Raw genomic sequence first — 25,049 nt, forward strand, 5'->3', positions numbered from 1 at the left:
TTTTTGTATCACGGAGTTTCAGGTGTTAAGTTTTTGTATTATCTAATGAAGTGCTGATAAAAGAACACCCCGCATGGCGGGGTGTTCTAAGGACCTAAAAGCTGCGGTTTAACTTAGTCTTTATACTTTAAGTTGCCGTTGGCTTTGATTTCGTCATACCAGAGATTGTGGTGCTGGATTGCCCAGTTTTCATCACAATAGCCTGACTTCATACACTCCATACCGCCTTCGCTGAGTACGGTCGCCATCCAGATATGCACTATGGTAAAGGCAATCAGGATAATGGCGCTGATAGAGTGGATCAGTAGCGCACCCATGGAGGCTTCGCGCGGCAAGTCTAAGCCAGGTAATACCAACATGATGCCTGAAACACTGATGAATAAACCAAATAACATCAGGGTCCAGAACCACATTTTTTCACCAGCGTTAGCAAAACCACTGTCAGGGTGTTTACCTTTGAATGGACCAAAGTTGATATAACCACCGACCACTAAAAACCATTTCAAATCATACATCTTGAAGGTTTGTAGTGGCATCCATTTCACCACACAGACAGCCCAAGCCGCGATAAAGATGGGACCTGCCCAATCGTGGATGGTTTTGCTGCCGTAGATCAATGGTGCCCACAGATCAGGCCCTAACATTGGCTGAACAACATGCTTACCTAACATTATGGTTAAACCGGTAAACATCAGTGTCAGGCAGCTACTCGCCATGATCCAGTGGATCCACAGATCCGCCTTTGACCAACGCGCCACTAGCTTGCCTGAAAAGCCCTTGCTGAGTTTTGATGGACCATTCACCAGATAGAACAATAAGAAAGCCCCAAACACACCGACAACGGCTAAAGCCATAATTGGGGTTAGATATTGGTTTCTCAGTTCTTTACCTTGGTTACCGGCAACGTTAATCAACACCCCAGTTTCGACCCCTTTAGCCGTGGTATAGCCGGCATCGCCTGCTTTTACCGCGCGCCAAAGATCGGCCTCGCTGGTTTGCGCTTTCGCCTGTTGTTGACTCGATTGCTGATCACTTGCGTGTACTGGGCTTGCGCTCATTACTGAACCTAATCCCAATCCCATGACGAGCACCAACAGAGCAAACAGACTGCGCAGTGATTTGTTTAACTGTTTGTTTAACATTTTCACTCCTTGCCAGAGGTTAGGGATGACTCCCTAACCCTCGCTCTGCTTAGTTAATCTCACCTGTCTTGGGGTTGTAACCCCAAATCACGTTAGGATTGCCACGAGAGGCCATACGTTGACGGTAGATATTGGATACCACTTCCGCATCACCCGCGAGCAGGGCTTTTGTCGAACAAAGCTCAGCACACATAGGCAACTTGCCCTCAGCAATACGGTTGGCGCCGTATTTTTTACGCTCGGCTTCGGAGAAGGTTTCTTCTGGGCCACCGGCGCAGAAAGTACACTTGTCCATCTTGCCACGACTACCAAACGCAGTCTTTTTCGGGAATTGCGGTGCACCAAATGGACAAGCATAGAAGCAATAACCACAACCGATACAGGTATCTTTGTTGTGCAGCACTATGCCATCGTCGGTACGGTAGAAACAATCTGCCGGACATACGGCCATGCAGGGAGCGTCAGTACAGTGCATACATGCCACTGAAATCGATGCTTCACCCGGTTGACCATCGTTAATTGTCACCACGCGGCGACGTTGGATTCCCCACTCGAGAGCGGAGTCGTTTTCGTTCTTACATGCAGTGACACAACCGTTACACTCGATGCAGCGCTTGGTGTCACACAGAAATTTCATGACTGCCATAATGGCTTATCTCCTCATCAAGTAGGTTAGGCTTTGCTGATTTGGCATAGGCTGGACTTAGTTTCTTGCATCTGAGTCACAACGTCGTAGCCATAAGTTAAAATGGTGTTTGCCGATTCGCCTATCACGTAAGGCACTGTGCCTTCAGGATAGTTTTTCGCTAGGCTTTCGCCCTCAAACACACCAGCAAAGTGGTATGGCATAAAACATTCACCGGCAATAACGCGCGGTGTCACCATAGCCTTAACCGTGATCTTGGCGCCTTCTGGGCCATGTACAAAGACATTGTCACCGTCACGCACGCCGCGATCCGCAGCATCCGCAGGGTTCATCTCGATGAACATTTCTTGTTGCAGCTCAGCAAGCCAAGGGTTAGAACGGGATTCTTCACCACCGCCTTCGTATTCCACTAGACGACCAGAGGTCAGTGTCAGTGGGAAGCCTTGGGTAAAGTCCTTATCTTGAATTGACTTATACAAGGTCGGCAGACGCGCAACCATACGGTCTTCGTAGGTTGGGTACTTAGCGACTAAGTCACGGCGAGGAGTGTAAAGTGGTTCACGATGTTTCGGGATATCATCTGGGAAAGTCCAAACGATACAACGGGCTTTCGCATTACCAAATGGAATACAACCATGCTTGATCGCAACACGTTGGATGCCACCAGAGATATCTGTCTTCCAGTTTTTGCCTTCGGCGCGTTTTTTCTCCGCATCAGTAAGTTCATCCCACCAACCCAATTGCTTGAGCATGTCGGCGGTAAATTCAGGATAACCATCTTGAATCTCACTGCCTTTAGAGAATGAGCCTTCGGCGAGAATGTTGACGCCATCGTGCTCAACACCGTAACGGGCACGGAAGTTACCGCCACCGTCTTTTACGTGTTTTGATTGGTCATACAGGATCTGGGTACCAGGATGTTTCATCTCTGGAGTGCCCCAACATGGCCAAGGTAAGCCATAGGTTTCACCCTTAGCTGGGCCGCCGGGAGCTTGTAAGCTGTTGACGTCGAAAGTACCCCAGTTTTCTTGGTGCATCTTTAAACGCTCAGGACTTTGCCCAGTGTAACCTACAGTCCACATACCGGTATTGAATTCGCGGGTCACATCTTCAATTAAAGGCTCGTCGCCATTCACTTGAATGTGCTTACAGAATTCTTTTTCAACGCCCCATTTTTTGGCGAACTTATACATGATCACATGATCTGGTAGAGATTCGAACAGCGGCTCGATGACCTTAGTGCGCCATTGGATTGAGCGGTTGGTCGCTGAAACTGAACCATAGGTTTCGAACTGGGTCGCCGCAGGCAACAGATATACACCGTCTTTACGTTGGTGCATCACCCCTGCCATGGTTGGGAACGGATCGACCACCACCACAGTATCCATCTTGTTCAATGCTTCACGCACTTCGCGACCACGGGTTTCAGTGTTCACCGATTGTCCCCAGAAGAACGCCAGACGGATATTGTCTTTCTGCGCAATTTTGGTTTTATCTTCTAACACCCCATCGTGCCAGCGAGAGCAAGGAATACCAGTTGAGGTTTGTGGTGTTTGACCTAAGTATTCACCTTGGTCGAAACGACTGGCTACCCATTTTGGATCTAAGTCCCATACATTCGACCAGTGAGCCCAAGCGCCAGAGGTTAAACCGTAGTAACCGGGCAAGTTGTCGAATAACAGACCGAAGTCCGTTGCACCTTGTACGTTATCGTGACCACGGAAGATGTTAGTCCCACCACCAGAAACCCCCATGTTGCCAAGGGCTAACTGTAAAATACAGTATGAACGGGTATTGGCATTACCAACGTGATGCTGAGTACCGCCCATACACCAAACGATAGTGCCGGGTTTGGTTTCGGCCATCATCTTGGCAACGCGGTACATTTGCGCCTTAGGCACGCCTGCAACCAACTCAACTTCTTCTGGAGTGTATTTTTTGGCTTCTTCGCGGATACGTTCCATACCGTATACACGTTGTTTTAAGAAGTCTTTATCTTCCCAGCCGTTTTCAAAAATGTGCCATAACAGGCCATAAATGAAGGGGATATCTGTACCAGGGCGGATATGCACGTACTCGTCAGATTTCGCTGCAGTACGGGTGAAACGAGGATCTACTACGATAATTTTGGCGCCGCGTTCTTTAGCCACCAAAATGTGTTGCATTGCGACTGGGTGGGCTTCACTTGGGTTTGAACCCACAAACATGACGCACTTAGAGTTGCGGATATCGTTTAACGAGTTGGTTTGCGCACCGTAGCCCCAAGTGTTAGCAACACCGGCTACCGTGGTAGAGTGACAAATACGGGCTGAATGGTCGACGTTGTTCGTGCCCCACAGTGCCGCTAATTTGCGATATAAATAAGCTTGTTCGTTCGAAAACTTGGCGCTACCCATAAAGTAAACGGAATCTGGACCCGACTCTTGACGAATCGCTGCCATCTTGTCGCCGACTTCATTAATCGCTTGATCCCAAGAGATCTTTTTCCACTTGCCGCCTTCTAACTTCATTGGGTATTTCAGGCGTTTTTCACCGTGGCCGTGCTCACGCAGTGCCGCACCTTTCGCGCAGTGTCCGCCTTGGTTAAAGGGATGGTCAAATGCCGGTTCTTGACCTGTCCACACGCCATTTTGTACTTCTGCATATACACCACAACCGACGGCGCAGTGAGAACAGATGGTACGTTTAACTTCGGTGGGAACATTGTGGCCTATGTCTTCTTGGGCTTGAGCTTTACGCATCATGCCTGTACCTAGCATGGACGCCGCAGCGATGCCACCTGTGGCAAGACCTGCCGATTTTAAGAACTGACGACGATTGAGACCCAGTGCTGGCGCTTTAGATTCGACAACCTGGTCTGTTTTGCGGGTTAATCGCATCACACACTCTCCTCTGGTTAGTTGTTCAACGACGCATAATAGTTACGGATATGGTCGGTTTCGCGGTAGTTCTCACTCTTAGGCTCTGTGGTTGCTGCCGTTTTTGTCGAAGCTAACGCCTGACTGCTCACGGTTACCACTGCGCCTGCCGCACTGCCGAGTGCCAATGCTTTGAGCAATTGACGACGGCCCATGTCGGAAGCTGGCTTCTTCATAGTGTCTCCTTGTGTTGCGGGATTAAGGTGGCACAAACGGCGACCACCTCGGTTATTGTGAAAGCCTAAGCTTTCGTTATTGTTGCGAAGGTGCGTGTGACTTCACCTTCGCGGTTTGAACTCATCTAGCATTGACGTCTAGCACGCACATGTCGCGCTATCATTCAGTTTAGTCTCAGTTCATTAACTCTACTGGTTTTGCTAAATCGCTGGTGGCCGGTTGTAGGTCAGCGCTGCCTGGGCAATTGACGGGAATATCTAAGCTCAGTTGTTCAAAGGCACTGGCTTCCATTTCAAAGAAGGCTTTTGCCAGCTGGGCGACGGTTGCGTAAAACGCAGCGCTGGGTGCCTTGGCTAAGCTGTCACAGAAGCGACCAATCCAGCTGCCGATATGGCGTTGGTAAAAAGCCAGTTGGCGATAGCTCGGCGCTTCTAAAATCAGGGTTCCCATCACTTCACACAGGGCGGCTACGTGATCTTCGGGTTCTTTAACGTTGTCTTCGCGCTCAAATCCGAGTTGCATTAGGTCTTGGCGCAGTAATGCCAGCGGTTTATCCATTAAAGAGCCAGTCATAAACCAGCTGCCGTAGGGCAAGATCTCGCCAGAACCTACACCGAGGAATAGCGCAAAATACTCGTCTTCGAGCTGTTCATTGTTGAACTGCTGGGCGGCGAGCTGCACGGATAACCAAGCCTTGGTCATCTCGTTGTCTTCATTGGCATCGATTTCAAGATTGGCCAAAAATTGCAGCAGTTCAGGGCTCGGCTGACGGCGTAATAGGGCGGCTAACAGTTGATAGATATCGGCTCTCAACTGATCGTTTTCTGAAACTTGTCTTACTGATTCGGTCATAGCGGATCTCTTATCGCAGTTGCTTTTCAGGATCTTGAAGAATGTCTTCAAACATGTCTTTTACCCGGCAGTCGCCACACATTTTCAAGCGCTCAATATTGGCAGAAAATGCGCTGTGCGCGCCGACCATATCCAGCATCCGATGCACCATAGATTGGGTCGCAAAAGGAGAGCCGCAGCGAATACATTCGAAGGGGGCTTCCTCTTTCAGGGTGTGTTGTTGCTGACGAGCAGCTTTATCAAAATTAATTTGTGGCGTTAGGCTGATAACCTTCTCAGGACAGGCTGCCTCACATAAGCCGCATTGCACGCAGTTTTGCTCAATAAAGTGTAGTGCAGGTTTGTCGCCGCCATCTTGCAATGCCACAGTTGGGCAAATTGCCACGCAGGACATACACATAGTGCACTTTTCGACATTCACGCTGACTTTGCCAAAGGGAATGTTGCTGAGGCTAAGGCAAGTATCGATTTCACCCGCTTGGCTATTGAGGTGGTCTATCGCTTCAAATAGCGTGTTGCGTTTGGTAGTCGAGACAAATGCAGCGGGCACGATCACGGGCCAATCTAAGCTGATATCGAGCATCGAATCTAAATCGGCAAGCTTGCTTGGGTCGATGAGGCTGATACGTTGTGGCTGACCCATTTCATCTAAAATGCTGTTGGCTAACGAAAGCTCGCCTTTAAGCATTTGCGTAAGAGTTGGCGCCGTGGCGTCTGTGTTGAGGATCAGTACTTGGCGTGCGCCCCAAGCGAGTACTGACAGCCAATGATCTAAGCTGGCAACGGTAATTTCTTCTAGGGCGACGGGGATAACATCACCCGCTAGATCGTCGCTAATAAAGTCAGCGCCGACGGCATTATCGTGAAACAAAATCACCGGTGCGGTTTGGGCGTGCTCGCGGAAACGGTTAACGACTTTGTTTAGATATGAATGTAAGGCCTGTGGCGTCGGTAGATCGTAACTGATAGCACCCGTTGGGCAAGCGCTGGTACAACTGCCTGCGCCGTGGCAAAGGTATGGGTCGATTTCAATTTTCTTCGCCACGCTACTAATCGCATCGGCTGGGCAAAAGTTAAGGCAACGATTGCAACCATTGATGCCGTTACGGTCGTGGGCACAAATATCTGGGTTGATTTTGACGTAGCGAGGCTTGTCGAATTGGCCGACAAGATCGGGAATTTGCGCGAGGGCATCTTCGAGTTTCTCGGCGTCTTGGCCGACATAGAAATAACCGGGAGGTAGCATTTCTAAGTTCAAACAAGCTGTATTGCTTAAATCGAGCACGATATCGAAATGGGGTTTACGAATCGCCACTAAACTGAGTTCGGCCGCGCCATCTTGATGTTCAACACTGACTTGGAATTGGCCTAAAAAGCCTTTTACGCCAATGAGTTTGTTGTAGTAACTTTCGACATCGGTTGCCGCCGCCATCACGCGCTCAAGGTGCGCTTCATCTTGGCTGGTAATGGCTTCATTGGCCAAAATCACGCGATGAGCCATAGTGGACAATTTGTCCGCGGCGAGGCGAGCCAGATCTTCTGGGCCGATAATAAGGACATTGCCTTCAGTAGTGTAGCTGACGGTTGGCGGGATCAGATTCTGCAACATCTGAGTTTGCGCTAACACCTGTTGCCGCGCTTGTTTTAACGCTTCTTGGGTTTGATTGGTCATCAAATGAGTGCTCACATTGCGTTCCTGAACAGTACTTTGGCTGTTTCTTGTTTTACTGTATCTGGGCAGATTTAGGCGGCTGGTAATAAGTAAGTCATTGCCTTTTCTGCTTTTATCTAAGCTTTTTTATGCCTTAGTACAGCAATTCACATACCAAAGTTACGGACATTAAAATTAGCTAAACTGACGTTAAACAACTCGGGTTTGGACCTGAGCCGAGGGCTCTGGTGCATTTTGGGGTAGGTCATCAGTCTCCCCATCCAAATTGTCCGCTATCGGCTCTGCTGCCATTTCGGTGTCGACTGCTTGAGTCGTGGTTTCGCTTACATCAAGACTAGCGGATGGATTAGTTTCTGCAGCTTGTTTAGCTAAGGTTAATTCTTCATCCGGCGTTTCGCTGTCTTTGGTGATGTAGCGGAAGACTTTTTGCGCTAATTCTGCTGAAACTTCGGCGCTGAGTTTGGGCTGATTACTGTAATCGAGCGCATATTCCAAAAGTCCATCTATCTCGTTGAAATGCGGTTGTTTCCACAGCGCTCTCAGTGCCGCAGATTTCGCCGCCGGATCAACATTCGCGCCCATAAAACTCGCAAAGCTACCGCCAATTTCAATTTCGTCAGGATTAGGTAAATCCGCCGCAGTGAGCATGCGATTCGGATCGTCATGCTCGGCAGTATTGGACTCTACTGCGGGCTCTGTCGATTGAAGCGGCTCAACTGCCACAGTGGCTTCGGTCGCGATCGGCGCTTGAGTTTCTCGTGCTTGCTCAGCGGCAACTTGTTCGCGCCTTTGGTTCCAGCGACTCAGTAGCCCAGGCGTTTTTTGCGTGGATTCAGCCATTAGTCCCTCCGAAGTGGATCGTGACTCGGGCCTTGATTCTTACGGCCATCGACATGCTTACGGCGATGGGCGGCGATTTCGACTTCGCCATGCTGGGTAATAAAGGCTTCAATCCAGCAAGCTATTGCTTCTGGCATCAGTAGGTTGATAACAGGGGTATTACCCTCAAGACAACCTGCGGCGACGTTTTGATCCGCCGACAGCGCTGCGGGTATCCAAGTGCCATCGGCCGTTTCATCGCACACTAAATACAGCATAGCGTTATCGACATCGAGATTGAGACGATAGCTGGCTCGTTCGTCTTTGTGCAGTTCGAGTAGCACTAATGTGGCGTTGTCTGGGGCTTGATGGGTGGCGGGAAGTAGATGTTCAATTTCCCATTGTACTGAGGTCCAGCGGCCAACTTGTTTCTCTACTTTTTTGAGTGAAACGTACATGGGCCAAACATTCGTTGTATGTTGCATTGTCTCTCCGTCTCAGCCGTGTTGATGGACGAACCGTCGATTGAACGGATCGGTTTTACCAACAAATTGCAATAAAAGGTCACTGCAATATTGGTGCCAGTAAACATGGGGTATTAGTTTGAAGTAGATCATCAAAAAAACTCTAAAAATTGGACATTTTGTCCAATGCTGGTTTTTGTTTGGGACATAAAAGGGCTAATGAAAAATCAGTATTGCGGCAGATCACGCATTTAACCCCGAGTTTTATGCCTAGGTACAAATATTGCTATGCTCAGGCCATGACTCGTTAAGCGGTAGTATTATGATTTTGGAAAACAGCATGGGCACAGATAAAGAAGTTGCAGTGAACTCCACTCGAAAGTCTCATCAGTGTTCTTTTGTGAGAACCCAAGCAGAAGTGCCCTTAACCATTGCCGTAAAAGCAGTGAATGAGGCGGGGGAAGTGCTGGATAAATTTGTTGCCTGTGAACGGCCACTTACCGTTTATTTAAACTGGCGTCCCATAGTGACGCTAATGACCCTAGGGGCAAAACCTGAGTCTCTGGCGTTAGGTTATCTGAAGAACCAAGGTTTTATTTCGGATGTGAGCCTGCTGGACTCTGTTATCGTCGATTGGGATGTGAGTTCTGCGGCTGTGATTACCCGCGAACAAATCGCCGATCTCGACGAGAAACTCTCCGAAAAAACCGTGACGTCAGGCTGTGGTCAAGGCACGGTTTATGGCAGCTTTATGCAGGATCTCGATAACATCAATTTACCTACACCGAGTTTGAAGCAAAGCACCTTGTATAGCTTATTGAAAAATATCAACGACTATAACGAAACCTATAAGAATGCTGGCGCTGTGCATGGCTGTGGTTTGTGCGAAGACGATAGGATTATGGCCTTCGTTGAAGATGTCGGCCGTCACAACGCCGTCGATACGTTAGCCGGAGACATGTGGTTGACGCAGGATCGTGGCGATAACAAGATTTTTTATACCACAGGCCGCTTAACCTCTGAAATGGTGATTAAAGTCGCCAAAATGGGGATCCCCATTTTGCTATCACGTAGCGGCGTGACTCAGATGGGCTTAGCACTGGCGCAGCAGTTAGGCATTACTATTATCGCCCGCGCTAAAGGTCGACACTTTTTGGTGTATCACGGCAGTGAAAATCTGCAATTTGATGCCAATACCACTCCTTAGTCCCTAATTAGCTAAGACAGTAATGCTAAGACTTACATGCAGTAATAAAGAATAAGACAAGGAAACAAGATGACGTCTGCCAGTGAATTGGTTTACATGAGTGCGAAGCAAGTGGCCGAGTATCTAGATCTGAACGAGAAAAAAGTCTACGCCATGGCCAATGATAGAATTCTCCCCGCTACTAAAATCACCGGTAAATGGCTATTCCCGAAAGTGCTAATCGACCGTTGGGTGATGGATTCGTGCCACAGCGGCATGCTCACCGACCGTTTATTGATCACCGGCAGTGACGATCCACTCTTATCTATGCTGGTGGCGCGCTTGATGGCACAAGTCGGTAGTCGTGAGTTGATAAGCTACAGCGCGACAGGTTCGCGCTTAGGATTAGAGTTACTCGCTAAAGGTTATGCCGATGTGTGTACCTTGCACTGGGGCAGTATGGAGGATCGCAATATCCGCCATCCCGCCTTACTTAAAGGGTATAACAATCACCAACAATGGATCATGGTGCACGGTTACTCCCGCCAGCAAGGATTGATCATGCGTGCCGATATGCACCACAGATGCCAAGAGGAAGATAAAGTCGTGAACTTACCTTGGCGTTGGGTGAGTCGTCAGGGCGGCGCGGGTAGCCAGCAACATTTAGAACATTGGTTGTTAAAGCAAGGCGCTCGCTTAGATCAGCTTAATGTCGTGCTGACGGCCTATAGTGAACGCGAGCTGGCAGGTTATATCGCCCGTGGTGATGCCGATATCGGGTTTGGTTGTCAATCGGTGGCATTGGAGAGTGGTTTGAGTTTCGTGCCACTGATTAAAGAGTCCTTCGATTTCGTTATGCCGCAAAGCATTTACTTCCGTCGTCAGCTTCAACAACTCTTTACTATGTTAGCGAGCGGCCACTCGAGGCAAATGGCGGCGCTACTGGGTGGCTATGATCTTACCGACTGCGGACAATTACTTTGGAGTGCGAGCTAATCCGCTCACTCGGAAATAGATGAAGGTGAATACAGTCGAATGATCTCTGCACTACTTATGACAGTTACTTATGCTGCTACTTATATAGCGAGTTACAAAATAAGGATTAAAGAGATCTCTCCCTGTCCCTGATTAAGTTATTTCGGCTCGAGTAGCCGTTATCCTTATCTAAACTTTCATAGAATCTATGCGCAAATCCCTTCGTCTTGATGCCGTAGAACCGCAGAATATGAGGAGTAACAGCAGAGAAAATGCCATTTTGTGGATAACTTTGGGGGTAAGTGGTGGGTATGGTGTGGTTAGATTAGATAATTAGAATTAACTGCAAATTTCCTTAAAATAGGGGTTGCACAAAATCTCCTGCTCCCTATAATGCGCATCCACTGACACGGCAGACAGCGAAAGCCAGCTGACGAGTTAGGTTGAATTGAGTAGCTTTTAAGCATTTAATTCAAGCGCGGCAAGTATTTGAAAAATACTCCTTGACGCGAAACGGGAAATGCGTAGAATACGCAGCCCTAGCCAACTGGAAGCGTTCGGCGCTCAGTGTGGTGCTCAAGTTCTCTTACGAATATTGAGTTGCTCTTTAACAAGATAAAACAAGAAATCTGTGTGGACACTCACAGGTGTTGAGTTAATCGAAACTGCTTAGCCTTCGGGTTGGCAGTCAAAAATTTAAATCAATGTAACAATGAGTGTTCATAGCAATATGTACAGTTTGTTTCTTTTAGCGAGAAACAAAAAATCAGAATTCATTGAGCCGCTGAAGTCGCAAGACGGAAGCAACAAAACTTTAATTGAAGAGTTTGATCATGGCTCAGATTGAACGCTGGCGGCAGGCCTAACACATGCAAGTCGAGCGGCAGCACAAGGGAGTTTACTTCTGAGGTGGCGAGCGGCGGACGGGTGAGTAATGCCTAGGGATCTGCCCAGTCGAGGGGGATAACAGTTGGAAACGACTGCTAATACCGCATACGCCCTACGGGGGAAAGGAGGGGACCTTCGGGCCTTCCGCGATTGGATGAACCTAGGTGGGATTAGCTAGTTGGTGAGGTAATGGCTCACCAAGGCGACGATCCCTAGCTGTTCTGAGAGGATGATCAGCCACACTGGGACTGAGACACGGCCCAGACTCCTACGGGAGGCAGCAGTGGGGAATATTGCACAATGGGGGAAACCCTGATGCAGCCATGCCGCGTGTGTGAAGAAGGCCTTCGGGTTGTAAAGCACTTTCAGTAGGGAGGAAAGGTAATGGTTTAATACACCATTGCTGTGACGTTACCTACAGAAGAAGGACCGGCTAACTCCGTGCCAGCAGCCGCGGTAATACGGAGGGTCCGAGCGTTAATCGGAATTACTGGGCGTAAAGCGTGCGCAGGCGGTTTGTTAAGCGAGATGTGAAAGCCCCGGGCTCAACCTGGGAATTGCATTTCGAACTGGCGAACTAGAGTCTTGTAGAGGGGGGTAGAATTCCAGGTGTAGCGGTGAAATGCGTAGAGATCTGGAGGAATACCGGTGGCGAAGGCGGCCCCCTGGACAAAGACTGACGCTCAGGCACGAAAGCGTGGGGAGCAAACAGGATTAGATACCCTGGTAGTCCACGCCGTAAACGATGTCTACTCGGAGTTTGGTGTCTTGAACACTGGGCTCTCAAGCTAACGCATTAAGTAGACCGCCTGGGGAGTACGGCCGCAAGGTTAAAACTCAAATGAATTGACGGGGGCCCGCACAAGCGGTGGAGCATGTGGTTTAATTCGATGCAACGCGAAGAACCTTACCTACTCTTGACATCCACGGAATTCGCTAGAGATAGCTTAGTGCCTTCGGGAACCGTGAGACAGGTGCTGCATGGCTGTCGTCAGCTCGTGTTGTGAAATGTTGGGTTAAGTCCCGCAACGAGCGCAACCCCTATCCTTATTTGCCAGCACGTAATGGTGGGAACTCTAGGGAGACTGCCGGTGATAAACCGGAGGAAGGTGGGGACGACGTCAAGTCATCATGGCCCTTACGAGTAGGGCTACACACGTGCTACAATGGCGAGTACAGAGGGTTGCAAAGCCGCGAGGTGGAGCTAATCTCACAAAGCTCGTCGTAGTCCGGATTGGAGTCTGCAACTCGACTCCATGAAGTCGGAATCGCTAGTAATCGTGGATCAGAATGCCACGGTGAATACGTTCCCGGGCCTTGTACACACCGCCCGTCACACCATGGGAGTGGGCTGCAAAAGAAGTGGGTAGCTTAACCTTCGGGGGGGCGCTCACCACTTTGTGGTTCATGACTGGGGTGAAGTCGTAACAAGGTAGCCCTAGGGGAACCTGGGGCTGGATCACCTCCTTACCTATACGACTAACTTAATGTTTGTTGAGTGTTCACACAGATTGCTTGTTTAGCTTCTCTTAGGAGAAGTCAGAGCTGAATGCGCCGCGAGCCGGTTAGCATTGTTCTTTAACAATTTGGAAAGCTGATAGTATTTAATTGCATGAGTCTGTCATGTGATTAATTACAAACCGATGTAAACGTGGAAACGTTTGCATCATGAGTTCTCAAACACTTTATTAAGTGTCTTGAATATTCAAAAGTAAATTATTCTTTATTGGATAGTTTACGTCTAAGGCGCGTCCACTTCTTTGGTCAGAAGTGAGACAAGTAAAACCAAGCTGGTCGCAGTGCGACTCAGGTGAGTGAAACTCATTTGGGTTGTATGGTTAAGCGACTAAGCGTATACGGTGGATGCCTTGGCAGTCAGAGGCGATGAAGGACGTAGTAACTTGCGAAAAGCGTTGGCGAGCTAGTAACAAGCATTTGAGCTAACGATGTCCGAATGGGGGAACCCAGCAGCATAAGCTGTTATCGCAACATGAATACATAGTGTTGCGAGGCGAACGAGGGGAACTGAAACATCTAAGTACCCTTAGGAAAAGAAATCAACCGAGATTCCCCTAGTAGCGGCGAGCGAACGGGGATTAGCCCTTAAGTCAGTGGGGTGTTAGTGGAATGTGTTGGAAAGCACAGCGGCACAGGGTGATAGCCCCGTACATGAAAACTAACCATTGATGAAAACGAGTAAGGCGGGACACGTGACATCCTGTTTGAATATGGGGGGACCATCCTCCAAGGCTAAATACTCCTGACTGACCGATAGTGAACCAGTACCGTGAGGGAAAGGCGAAAAGAACCCCTGTGAGGGGAGTGAAATAGAACCTGAAACCGTATACGTACAAGCAGTGGGAGCGGTTCTTGAGACCGTGACTGCGTACCTTTTGTATAATGGGTCAGCGACTTACATTTTGTAGCGAGGTTAAGCGAATAGCGGAGCCGTAGGGAAACCGAGTGTTAACTGCGCGTTTAGTTGCAAGGTGTAGACCCGAAACCCGGTGATCTAGCCATGGGCAGGTTGAAGGTTGAGTAACATCAACTGGAGGACCGAACCGACTAATGTTGAAAAATTAGCGGATGACTTGTGGCTGGGGGTGAAAGGCCAATCAAACCGGGAGATATCTGGTTCTCCTCGAAAGCTATTTAGGTAGCGCCTCGAGCGAATACCATTGGGGGTAGAGCACTGTTAAGGCTAGGGGGTCATCCCGACTTACCAACCCTTTGCAAACTCCGAATACCAATGAGTACTACTCGGGAGACAGACGGCGGGTGCTAACGTCCGTCGTCAAAAGGGAAACAACCCAGACCGTCAGCTAAGGTCCCAAAGTACTAGCTAAGTGGGAAACGATGTGGGAAGGCTTAGACAGCTAGGATGTTGGCTTAGAAGCAGCCATCATTTAAAGAAAGCGTAATAGCTCACTAGTCGAGTCGGCCTGCGCGGAAGATGTAACGGGGCTAAGCTAGTCACCGAAGCTACGGGTGCACAGTTTACTGTGCGCGGTAGAGGAGCGTTCTGTAAGCCGTTGAAGGTGAAGGGGTAACCCACGCTGGAGGTATCAGAAGTGCGAATGCTGACATGAGTAACGATAAAGGGGGTGAAAAACCCCCTCGCCGAAAGACCAAGGGTTCCTGTCCAACGTTAATCGGGGCAGGGTGAGTCGACCCCTAAGGTGAGGCCGAAAGGCGTAATCGATGGGAAACAGATTAATATTTCTGTACTTCCGCTAACTGCGATGGAGAGACGGAGAAGGCTAGGCTAGCGCGGCGTTGGTAGTCCGCGTTTAAGGTGGTAGGTGGTGTTCTTAGGCAAATCCGGGGACACGTACTTTGATGTACACACTGAGAGCTGATGACGAGGTCCTAAGGGACTGAAGTAGTTGATGCCATGCTTCCAGGAAAATCTTCTAAGCTTCAGGTTAGCGGGAATCGTACCCCAAACCGACACAGGTGGTCGGGTAGAGAATACCAAGGCGCTTGAGAGAACTCGGCTGAAGGAACTAGGCAAAATGGTACCGTAACTTCGGGAGAAGGTACGCTCCTGTTGGTGATGAGACTTGCTCTCTAAGCTGACGGGAGTCGCAGATACCAGGTGGCTGCAACTGTTTATCAAAAACACAGCACTGTGCAAACTCGCAAGAGGAAGTATACGGTGTGACGCCTGCCCGGTGCCGGAAGGTTAATTGATTGGGTTATCGCAAGAGAAGCTCATGATCGAAGCCCCGGTAAACGGCGGCCGTAACTATAACGGTCCTAAGGTAGCGAAATTCCTTGTCGGGTAAGTTCCGACCTGCACGAATGGCGTAATGATGGCCACGCTGTCTCCAGCCGAGACTCAGTGAAGTTGAAATTGCGGTGAAGATGCCGTATACCCGCGGCTAGACGGAAAGACCCCGTGAACCTTTACTATAGCTTGGCACTGAACATTGAACCTACATGTGTAGGATAGGTGGGAGACTTTGAAGTTGTGACGCTAGTCATGATGGAGTCGTCCTTGAAATACCACCCTTGTAGTTTTGATGTTCTAACCTAGGTCCCTTATCGGGATTAGGGACAGTGCCTGGTGGGTAGTTTGACTGGGGCGGTCTCCTCCCAAAGAGTAACGGAGGAGCACGAAGGTTGGCTAAGTACGGTCGGACATCGTACGGTTAGTGCAATGGCATAAGCCAGCTTAACTGCGAGACATACACGTCGAGCAGGTACGAAAGTAGGTCATAGTGATCCGGTGGTTCTGAATGGAAGGGCCATCGCTCAACGGATAAAAGGTACTCCGGGGATAACAGGCTGATACCGCCCAAGAGTTCATATCGACGGCGGTGTTTGGCACCTCGATGTCGGCTCATCACATCCTGGGGCTGAAGTCGGTCCCAAGGGTATGGCTGTTCGCCATTTAAAGTGGTACGCGAGCTGGGTTCAGAACGTCGTGAGACAGTTCGGTCCCTATCTGCCGTGGGCGTTGGATGATTGAAGGGAGCTGCTCCTAGTACGAGAGGACCGGAGTGGACGAACCGCTGGTGTTCGGGTTGTCATGCCAATGGCATTGCCCGGTAGCTACGTTCGGAATCGATAACCGCTGAAAGCATCTAAGCGGGAAGCGAGCCCTAAGATGAGTCATCCCTAGGAATTTAATTCCTCTAAAGAGCCGTTCGAGACTAGGACGTTGATAGGCATGGTGTGTAAGCGTTGTGAGGCGTTGAGCTAACATGTACTAATGACTCGAGAGGCTTAACCATACAACCCAGATGGGTTTTGCTAAGCGAACTTAGACAGAATATCGACACTTGATAAAGTGAAAGACTCAAAGCAAATCAGCTTTTCAAATTTTAATTAAAAGGTTAATTACGCAGGAAATTGTTAGGCTGACAAAGCCGTGACGAGCGAGGCGCGGAGTGTACGTTAGTACATGAGCACAGTAGCAAGGAGACAATGCCGTCAGACGGACAATTAACCAGTAAGAATTTGCTTGGTGACAATAGCCTTGTGGAACCACCTGATCCCATCCCGAACTCAGAAGTGAAACGCAAACGCGCCGATGGTAGTGTGGGGTCTCCCCATGTGAGAGTAGGTCATCGCCAAGCGCCTAATTATCTCATAGAGATGTAACGAAGCCAGCTGAATAAGCTGGCTTTTTTGCGTCCGCAATTTGTTAAATCCAGCCTAGTGTCTATTCAATTAGTCAGTTTTCCTCCTATTTTTCTCTCCTTAACACTCTCTTTCACTCTTCATGACATCAATAATAAGTAATGGTTGTTGGTTATTTGTACGGTTATTTTGTCAATGCTCCGATTTTGCTACAGCGATCTTAGTTCTCGATCGAGCCTAGCTATTGCTATTAGTTAAGCGGTTACTTACCTTATGTTTTAATTTATTGGGGTAGATAAGGATCTGAGATGAAGTTAGAGATGATTTGCACTGGGGAAGAGGTGTTGGCGGGACAGATTGTTGATACCAACGCCGCTTGGTTTGCCAGTACTATGATGGAGCATGGTGTCGAGATCCAGCGTCGAGTAACCGTCGGCGATCGTCTCGAGGATCTGATTGCTGTTTTCCAAGAACGTAGCCTACATGCCGATGTGATTCTCGTTAATGGTGGTCTCGGGCCGACGAGTGATGATATGTCTGCTTTAGCGATGGCTAAGGCAAAGGGCGAACCATTGGTTGAGAATGCGGAGTGGCGTGAGCGTTTAGAGGAGTGGTTTACCCGTAATAACCGTGAAATGCCTTCAAGTAATCTCAAGCAAGCTATGCTGCCAGCCTCAGCTGTGATGGTTGATAACCCAGTGGGAACCGCTTGTGGTTTTAGAGTTAAGCTTAACCGCGCTTGGTTATTCTTTACGCCTGGTGTGCCTTTTGAGCTGAAGCACATGGTTACAGAGCAGTTTGTGCCCTTTATTCGCGAAGAGTTTAACCTTGATGCTAAGGTCGCATTAAAGAAACTATTGACCATAGGTCAAGGTGAGTCCGCTTTGGCAGATAAGTTAGAACCGCTAGAGCTGCCAGAAGGCATTACTATTGGTTACCGCTCTTCTATGCCGCATATTGAGATTAAGATTTTCGCCCGTGGCGATAAAGCGATTGCAGTATTACCTCGCGTCGCTGGGCACATCAAAATGGTGCTGGGTACTGCGGTTGTCGCGGAAGATAAAGCCACTCTTGCCGAAGAAATTCATTATAAGCTACTTAACTCAGGCTTGACCTTAAGCGTTGCCGAGTCTTGCACTGGCGGCATGATCACCAGTCAGTTAGTTGATTTCCCTGGCAGTTCATCTTACTTACAGCACGGATTAGTGACTTACAGTAATGAATCTAAAGTGCGTGTGTTAGGTGTTAATCCTTCAACCTTAGATGATCATGGTGCAGTCTCTATTGCGACTGTGGAAGAAATGGCTAAGGGGGCAAGGCAAATTTTAGACAGTGATTATGCGCTGGCAACCAGTGGAATTGCGGGGCCCGATGGTGGCACAGATGAGAAACCTGTGGGCACTGTGGCGATCGCTTTAGCAACTCGCGGCGGTGTTTATAGTCAGATGATTAAACTACCGAGACGTTCACGGGATCTGGTACGCAGTTTAAGTGCTGCTGTGGCTTACGATATGCTAAGACGTGAGCTTTTAGCTGAAGCTGTGATCGTCGATTATCAGTCGATTGGGCGATTCAGTAAGTAACTCTTATACGGGTATATACCAGTTTAAATCCGCCAACAAAAATGCTCCTGATGGAGCATTTTAACTTCTACAGAGCGACAAAAATGGCAGATTATTTAGTGAACTTAAGCATTAATTTGCCTGGGGCAACTTGAATGCTTTCGGTCATTTTTGCCATCAGTGCTTGGTTACTATCCTTAGTATCCAGCACATACACAGGCTGGTTTTCTAAGAATTGTCTTAGATAGCCCATTACCTGCGGCGTGGCACTGCTGATGGCTTTTTCAATATCTTTTGGTGTTGACTCCACTTTGACTAATTCGAGCTGGCGCAGATAGACACTGTGCGTTGCGCTGTCATACCAAGGCTTGGCTTCGAAAGTCGTAGTGAGTTTGGCACTCAATGGAAAGATCGGATTCTTAATTGATACTTGAGTTGCGGCACTTACGCTCATAGTGTCAGGTTTTGCACCTAGCTTGACACTAATGTCGTTAATGCGTACTTCTGCGCCAACTAATTGATTGCCTTGTTTAATCTCAAAATGGATCTCTTTACTGAGGTACTGCTCCATTTCGTGCTCGCTGATACTGTACTGCGAGACGCAGCCGCCAAGCAGTACAGTCAGTCCCAAGCAAATCGTGCGGGAAAGTTTTTTCATTAACCAGTGTTTCTCATACCCGCTGCCACACCTGCAATAGTCAGCATTAGCGCTAATTGCACATGTTCAGACGCAGGAGTTTCGGTTGTTTCCTTACGTGTCCGCGCTAATAGCTCGGTTTGTAAGAAGTTTAATGGATCGATATACGGATTTCGCAGTTTAACTGATTCGCGATTCCACGGTGTATGCGCCATTAAACTATCCGATTTTGTCAGCTCAAGCACGACTTTAATGCCCAGATCTAAGCGTTGGCGCAAGGTTTCGCCTAAGTGATGCAATTCCTTAGGTACTAAACAGGTTTCGTAGTAGCGGGCCAAATTAGGTTCCGCCTTGGCGTACACCATTTCTAGCATTGAAATGCGAGTGCTGAAGAAGGGCCATTCCCGCTCCATGTCTTGCAGTAAACCCATTTCACCGCGTTCACTGGCGGCTTGTAGTGCTTCACCTGCGCCGAGCCATGCGGGTAACATCAAGCGGTTTTGCGACCAAGCAAAAATCCATGGAATGGCTCGCAGACTTTCGATCCCACCATCGACACGACGTTTAGCTGGGCGGCTGCCGAGTGGCAGTTTTCCTAATTCCACTTCTGGCGTTGCCGCGCGGAAATAAGCCACAAAATCAGGTTCATCACGCACTATGCCACGGTATGCACCCACTGATTCTTCAGCGATACGTTGCATGCAATTGCGCCATTCTTGTTTAGGCTCTGGCGGTGGTAATAGGGTTGCTTCCAATACGGCCGAGGTATACAGGGCTAAGCTTTGAACCGCGAGTTTTGGCAAGCCAAACTTGAAGCGGATCATTTCGCCCTGCTCAGTCACACGAATGCGGCCATCTACCGAACCTGGTGGTTGCGATAGGATTGCTTTGTGTGCAGGACCACCCCCGCGACCAATGCTGCCACCACGGCCATGGAATAGCGTAAGCTTGACGCCCGCTTGTTTACAGACGGCCACTAACTGTTCTTGAGCGTGATACTGAGCCCAAGCCGCCGCCATAACACCGGCATCTTTAGCGGAGTCAGAGTAGCCAATCATGACCTCTTGCATGCCTTTGGTATAGCCACGATACCAGTCAATATCGAGCAAATCGGTAATACAGGCCGCGGCGTTGTTTAAGTCGCTTAGGGTTTCAAACAGTGGCACCACGCGCATTGGATGCGAACAGCCCGTTTCTTTGAGCAAGAGTAAAACCGTTAAGACATCCGATGGCTTACCCGCCATCGAAATCACATAGGATCCAAGTGCTTTAGCCGGATGTTTAGCAATCAAACGACAGGTATTAAGCACTTCGGCCACATCGGCTGAGGGTTGCCAGTTACCTGGGATCAGTGGACGACGGTTGCTGAGTTCGCGTAATAAGAAGGCTTGCTTCTCAGTCTCGTCCCAATGGTTGAAATCACCCATGCCGAGATAGCGAGTTAACTCGGCGAGCACATCGCTGTGACGGCTGGCATCTTGGCGAATGTCGAGCCTGAGCATATGAATGCCAAAGCAGGCGAGACGGCGGAGAATGTCGAGCAATAAACCGTTGGCAATTAAGCGCATACCGCAGTCGGTTAAACTCTTATAGAGCATTTCTAGCGGCGCTTTGAGATCACTTTCTTGCCAAATCAGACTCGACTTATCGACTTCAGGATTGTGGCCTTCGATGCGCGCATTTAAATAATCTATGGTATCGCGCAGTCTTTGACGAATGGAGCGCAACACGTGGCGGTATGGCTCGCAGCTGTTATTGGTATAAGCCTTTAACTCATCATTGGCTTCTTCCATCGACAGTTCACCGACCAGCAGCACGATATCTTTTAAGAATAATCTGGCGGCAGCATGGCGGTTACGATCGAGCACCTCTTGGGTGACTTTGGCAGTTACAAACGGGTTGCCGTCGCGATCGCCGCCCATCCAGCTTGAAAAGCGCACTGGCGCGATATCAATCGGTAATTGCTGGCCTGTGCGTTGCTGCACTCGGTCGTTAAGTTGTCTTAAGAAGTCAGGCACCGCATGCCAGAGTGACTCTTCAATGGTGGATAATCCCCAGCGAGCCTCATCTACTGGAGTTGGACGCTCGCGGCGGATCTCATTGGTGTGCCATATTTGCGCGATTAATTGGCGCAGGCGCAGATTGATCTGTTGACGTTCTCTATCCGACAGTTGGTCGTTTTCTTGCTCTGTTAAGCAGTCGACAATGGCGGCGTATTTTTGGATCAGGGTGCGACGGGAAATTTCAGTGGGATGCGCTGTCAGCACTAGATCGATATCCAGTGTCTTAAGGCAGTCGAGCATTTTCGTTTGGTCTACACGGCCATTTAACATGCGGCCTAGCAGCTGTTCCACGGGATCTGGCACACAGACGAGTTCGTCACAGTTGCGGCTAATGGTATGAAATTGTTCAGATAAATTAGCTAAGTTGAGGAACTGGTTAAATGCCTTTGCAAACGGAACTAATTCTTCGTCTGGCAGGGCGGTGAGTAACTCGAGCATTTGCTCTCTAGCGGCTTGATCGCCCCGGCGTGAATCTTTAGCAAGTTTACGGATCTGTTCAACCTTCTCGAGAAAGGAGTCCCCGAGGTGGGTGCGCATAGTGTCACCGAGGATTTGTCCTAACATACTCACGTTTGATCTTAATGACGCATACATATCTGTCATATTGTCTGCCTTGGTTACAACCATAGTTACTCCGAATAGAAAAACATGAAAATCCTGCCGTACATTTAGCCCGTTAGCACAATACCTATCACTTGGGGCTATGGTCAACAGCAGAACTTATAACTTATACGACTGGCTTATCTAATATGCAACCAATCGCAATGTTCATTGAGGAATATTCAATATAAATGCGAAGCTACGCAATATTTTGTGATGATTAGCGTAAGTGAATATGAAGTGCATCATTTTAGGTTTTGCAGTCATGTATCTTAGCTGTTAATAAAAAGGACTAATTTTGCATAAATTTGCCACGGATAACTGAGTTATTAACGAGTTAGCTGAATAAGTGACTGGCTGGTCAGATCGGCGTTTTAGTAAAAAACATAAAAATAAATTAAAAATATATATTCACATATATTGCATAATTAGATATTTGTGGTAGTCTAGCCTGCAGTTGAGATGAGTCACCCTCTGTGACCCGTAGAGTAAATATCATGATTCAGAGCATTAACCTGACAGTGAATAAAATAACAACCAATTACGATTTCCTGCGACGATAATCTTGTCATCATAGATATGCGCGGATGCGTGTACGCTATTCATCTATTCTTTAAGTTTGTTTGATTCGGTTAATAAGACAACACATGAAAAATATCGCCATTATTGGTGCCAGTGGTTACACAGGCGCACAACTGACCGCTTTAATCCATGCAGAAGCAGAACTGACGATTCAGGGTTTGTATGTTTCTGAAAACAGTTTAGATAAAGGTAAGCCTTTAGCGAATTTGTACCCTAGCTTTAGCCATATTGAGTTAACGCTGTCACCATTGTCCGATGAGGCTAAGGCTAAAATCGTTGCAGAAGCCGATGCCGTGGTGCTGGCGACCGAGCATTCGGTGAGCTTACATTTAGCCGCTTGGTTTTATAGTCAAGGGTTAGCAGTATTCGATTTAAGCGGTGCCTATCGTTTCAGCGATGTGGCGCAATATCCTAAGTGGTATGGCTTTGAGCATGAATATCCTGAAGTTTTAGCCAAAGCCGTATATGGCCTTGCCGAATGGAATGCTAAAGAAATCGCGGCGACTAAGATGATTGCCGTGCCAGGTTGTTACCCAACCGCATCATTGACAGCGTTAAAACCGCTAGCGAGTTTACTGACATCGGCTTATCCGGTGATCAATGCCGTGAGCGGCGTAACAGGTGCGGGCCGTAAAGCGCAGCTACACACCAGTTTTTGTGAAGTGAGCCTGACACCCTATGGCGTATTAGGCCACAGACATCAACCCGAGATCGCCACTCAACTTGGCCAAGAAGTGATATTTACCCCACACCTTGGCAACTTTAAGCGTGGCATTTTAGCGACTATTACCGTGCAGCTAAAACCAGGCACTACGACTGCCGATGTGGCAGATGCCTATAGCGTGTATGACAAGGCGCCATTGGTAACCGTAAAGCACAATCAGTTCCCTAAAGTGGACGATGTGGTGCTGACACCCAACTGCCATTTAGGTTGGAAGTTTGATGAGAATAGCGGTTACTTAGTGGTAGCCAGTGCCATCGATAACTTGATGAAAGGTGCTGCCAGCCAAGCGCTGCAATGCATAAAGATTCATTTTAACCTTTAATTGTTCATCCTTATTTAAGAGAGTCGTCAAGATGTCTACAAACAACTCAGTATTAGTGCTTAAAGTGGGCGGCGCGCTGCTGCAATGTGAAATGGGGATGGCGCGATTGATGGATACGGCTGCGGCTATGTTAGCCAATGGTCAGCAAGTGTTGATGGTGCATGGCGGCGGCTGTTTGGTGGATGAACAGTTAGCGGCTAACGGCATGGAAACCGTCAAGTTAGAAGGTTTACGTGTGACTCCGCCTGAGCAAATGCCGATTATTGCCGGCGCACTTGCGGGCACTTCGAACAAAATTCTGCAAGGTGCAGCGACTAAGGCTGGGATTGTGAGTGTGGGCATGAGCCTCGCCGATGGCAATACTGTATCGGCAAAGATTAAAGATGAACGTTTAGGCTTAGTGGGCGAAGTCACGCCAAACGATGGCACTTATCTTAAGTTTATCCTCGCCCAAGGTTGGATGCCGATTTGTAGCTCCATCGCCATGATGGACGATGGCCAAATGCTGAACGTCAATGCAGACCAAGCGGCGACGGCCTTAGCCAAATTAGTGGGCGGCAAGTTAGTGCTGCTGTCGGATGTGTCTGGGGTGCTCGATGGTAAAGGCCAGCTCATCCATAGTTTAAATGGCAAGCAGATAGCAGACCTTGTTAAACAAGGTGTGATCGAAAAAGGAATGAAGGTCAAAGTTGAAGCTGCGCTCGAAGTCGCGCAGTGGATGGGGCAGGCGGTGCAAGTTGCCTCGTGGCGTGATGCAAGCCAATTAATAGCATTAGCAAAAGGTGAAGCCGTGGGCACACAAATCCAACCATAAACGGAGTAGGTTATGAAGCATTTACTATCGATAAAAGAGTTAACCCAGCAGCAGTTACTCGATCTGATTGCCTTGGCAAAGACGATCAAAGCCAATCCGGCTGAGTACCGCCACGCGCTGGATGGCAAGAGTGTGGTGATGTTATTTGAAAAGCCCTCGCTCAGAACACGCGTTAGCTTTGATATCGGTATTAATAAGCTCGGTGGCCACTGTTTATACCTAGATCAACAAAATGGTGCGCTAGGTCAACGGGAATCGGTTGCTGACTTTGCTTCTAACCTGTCTTGCTGGGCCGACGCAATTGTGGCGAGAACCTATTCGCACACCACCATTGAACAATTAGCCGAGTTTGGCACAGTGCCCGTGATCAATGCGCTGTCAGATCTTTATCATCCTTGCCAAGCCTTAGCTGACTTTTTAACACTGGCAGAGCAGTTTGAGGATGTCAGCAAAGCTAAATTAGCTTATGTTGGTGATGGTAATAATGTCACTCACTCGCTGATGTACTGTGCGGCTATTCTCGGTGCCACCATGACAGTGATCTGCCCAGCGGGTCACTTTCCTGATGGCTACGTAGTGGCAGAAGTGCAAGAGCTTGCTAAGCGATATGGCGGTAAGCTGGTACTGACTTCAGATATCGATGCGATTGAAGGTCACGACGCTATTTATACCGATACTTGGATTTCAATGGGCGATCCCACTCCGCTAGCGGATATCAAAGCGAAGTTTGCACCATACCAAGTCAACAAAGCTTTGATGGCGAAAGCGGGCGCTAACTTCTTTATGCATTGTTTGCCCGCCCACCGTGGTGTAGAAGTAACAGATGAAGTGATGGACGGTGCAGGATCCTTAATTCTGCAACAAGCCGAAAATCGGATGCATGCCCAAAATGCGGTACTGGTAACCTTATTTAGTTAA

The 25,049-nt window shown here is 48.6% G+C and carries 16 protein-coding genes and 3 rRNA genes; 9 read left to right on the forward strand and 10 right to left on the reverse strand.

Annotation, left to right across the window (positions count from 1 at the left end; all coding sequences use genetic code 11):
• Nucleotides 1-113: 113 nt before the first annotated feature.
• From AYJ58_RS04020 to AYJ58_RS04055, 8 genes are all read right to left on the reverse strand, one after another.
• Nucleotides 114-1,142: a formate dehydrogenase subunit gamma gene (locus tag AYJ58_RS04020; protein WP_012090498.1), complete on the reverse strand. Its 1,029-nt coding sequence runs from the start codon at nucleotides 1,140-1,142 to the stop codon at nucleotides 114-116.
• Nucleotides 1,143-1,191: 49 nt separating this feature from the next.
• Nucleotides 1,192-1,788, reverse strand: coding sequence for a formate dehydrogenase FDH3 subunit beta (fdh3B, locus tag AYJ58_RS04025; RefSeq protein ID WP_106649087.1), 597 nt, complete (start codon nucleotides 1,786-1,788; stop codon nucleotides 1,192-1,194).
• A gap of 26 nt (nucleotides 1,789-1,814) precedes the next feature.
• A complete protein-coding gene (locus AYJ58_RS04030) occupies nucleotides 1,815-4,667 on the reverse strand; it encodes a molybdopterin-dependent oxidoreductase (protein WP_106649088.1) in 2,853 nt (950 codons plus the stop codon).
• A 17-nt stretch (nucleotides 4,668-4,684) separates the two neighbouring features.
• Nucleotides 4,685-4,882, reverse strand: a complete 198-nt coding sequence (locus AYJ58_RS04035) for a twin-arginine translocation signal domain-containing protein (protein ID WP_006083564.1) — start codon at nucleotides 4,880-4,882, stop codon at nucleotides 4,685-4,687.
• A 175-nt stretch (nucleotides 4,883-5,057) separates the two neighbouring features.
• Nucleotides 5,058-5,735, reverse strand: a complete 678-nt coding sequence (locus AYJ58_RS04040; RefSeq protein WP_106649089.1) for a TorD/DmsD family molecular chaperone — start codon at nucleotides 5,733-5,735, stop codon at nucleotides 5,058-5,060.
• 10 nt (nucleotides 5,736-5,745) lie between these two features.
• Entirely contained in the window at nucleotides 5,746-7,407 is a 1,662-nt protein-coding gene (locus AYJ58_RS04045) for a 4Fe-4S binding protein (protein WP_198555667.1), read from the reverse strand.
• Nucleotides 7,408-7,596: 189 nt separating this feature from the next.
• A complete protein-coding gene (locus AYJ58_RS04050) occupies nucleotides 7,597-8,247 on the reverse strand; it encodes a DUF3306 domain-containing protein (RefSeq protein ID WP_106649091.1) in 651 nt (216 codons plus the stop codon).
• Nucleotides 8,247-8,711: a DUF3305 domain-containing protein gene (locus AYJ58_RS04055; RefSeq protein ID WP_106649092.1), complete on the reverse strand. Its 465-nt coding sequence runs from the start codon at nucleotides 8,709-8,711 to the stop codon at nucleotides 8,247-8,249. The genes AYJ58_RS04050 and AYJ58_RS04055 overlap by 1 nt, the downstream gene beginning before the upstream one ends.
• A gap of 319 nt (nucleotides 8,712-9,030) precedes the next feature.
• Here AYJ58_RS04055 and AYJ58_RS04060 point away from each other — a divergent pair, with 319 nt between their 5' ends.
• From AYJ58_RS04060 to AYJ58_RS04085, 6 genes are all read left to right on the forward strand, one after another.
• Nucleotides 9,031-9,897 (forward strand): formate dehydrogenase accessory sulfurtransferase FdhD, encoded by an 867-nt coding sequence (locus tag AYJ58_RS04060; protein WP_106649093.1) that lies wholly within the window; start codon nucleotides 9,031-9,033, stop codon nucleotides 9,895-9,897.
• 69 nt (nucleotides 9,898-9,966) lie between these two features.
• Nucleotides 9,967-10,872, forward strand: a complete 906-nt coding sequence (locus tag AYJ58_RS04065) for a helix-turn-helix transcriptional regulator (RefSeq protein WP_006083558.1) — start codon at nucleotides 9,967-9,969, stop codon at nucleotides 10,870-10,872.
• A gap of 794 nt (nucleotides 10,873-11,666) precedes the next feature.
• A 16S ribosomal RNA gene (locus tag AYJ58_RS04070) occupies nucleotides 11,667-13,209 on the forward strand.
• A 366-nt stretch (nucleotides 13,210-13,575) separates the two neighbouring features.
• Nucleotides 13,576-16,478: ribosomal RNA gene (locus AYJ58_RS04075) — 23S ribosomal RNA — on the forward strand.
• A 229-nt stretch (nucleotides 16,479-16,707) separates the two neighbouring features.
• Nucleotides 16,708-16,823 (forward strand): 5S ribosomal RNA (gene rrf / locus AYJ58_RS04080).
• Together the 16S, 23S and 5S rRNA genes form the textbook arrangement of a ribosomal RNA operon.
• 312 nt (nucleotides 16,824-17,135) lie before the next feature.
• A complete protein-coding gene (locus tag AYJ58_RS04085) occupies nucleotides 17,136-18,410 on the forward strand; it encodes a CinA family nicotinamide mononucleotide deamidase-related protein (RefSeq protein ID WP_106649094.1) in 1,275 nt (424 codons plus the stop codon).
• A 91-nt stretch (nucleotides 18,411-18,501) separates the two neighbouring features.
• On the opposite strand, the gene AYJ58_RS04090 is transcribed toward AYJ58_RS04085, so the two are convergent.
• Nucleotides 18,502-19,047 (reverse strand): DUF1439 domain-containing protein, encoded by a 546-nt coding sequence (locus tag AYJ58_RS04090; RefSeq protein WP_106649095.1) that lies wholly within the window; start codon nucleotides 19,045-19,047, stop codon nucleotides 18,502-18,504.
• Complete coding sequence (ppc, locus tag AYJ58_RS04095; protein WP_106649096.1) at nucleotides 19,047-21,716, reverse strand: phosphoenolpyruvate carboxylase; 2,670 nt, start codon at nucleotides 21,714-21,716, stop codon at nucleotides 19,047-19,049. Before ppc ends, AYJ58_RS04090 begins: the two co-directional genes overlap by 1 nt.
• A 620-nt stretch (nucleotides 21,717-22,336) precedes the next feature.
• Between ppc and argC the strand changes: the two genes are divergently transcribed.
• From argC to AYJ58_RS04110, 3 genes are read left to right on the forward strand one after another with little or no spacing between them, the layout of a single operon-like run.
• Nucleotides 22,337-23,317 carry an N-acetyl-gamma-glutamyl-phosphate reductase gene (gene argC, locus AYJ58_RS04100; protein ID WP_106649097.1) on the forward strand — a complete coding sequence of 327 codons (981 nt, stop codon included), beginning with the start codon at nucleotides 22,337-22,339 and terminating at the stop codon, nucleotides 23,315-23,317.
• Nucleotides 23,318-23,348: 31 nt separating this feature from the next.
• Complete coding sequence (gene argB / locus AYJ58_RS04105) at nucleotides 23,349-24,131, forward strand: acetylglutamate kinase (protein WP_106649098.1); 783 nt, start codon at nucleotides 23,349-23,351, stop codon at nucleotides 24,129-24,131.
• Between the two features lie 12 nt (nucleotides 24,132-24,143).
• Nucleotides 24,144-25,049: an ornithine carbamoyltransferase gene (locus tag AYJ58_RS04110; protein WP_106649099.1), complete on the forward strand. Its 906-nt coding sequence runs from the start codon at nucleotides 24,144-24,146 to the stop codon at nucleotides 25,047-25,049.

Origin of the sequence: Shewanella sp. Pdp11, from assembly GCF_002838165.1 — a bacterium.
GTDB classification, from domain to species: Bacteria; Pseudomonadota; Gammaproteobacteria; order Enterobacterales; family Shewanellaceae; genus Shewanella; species Shewanella hafniensis.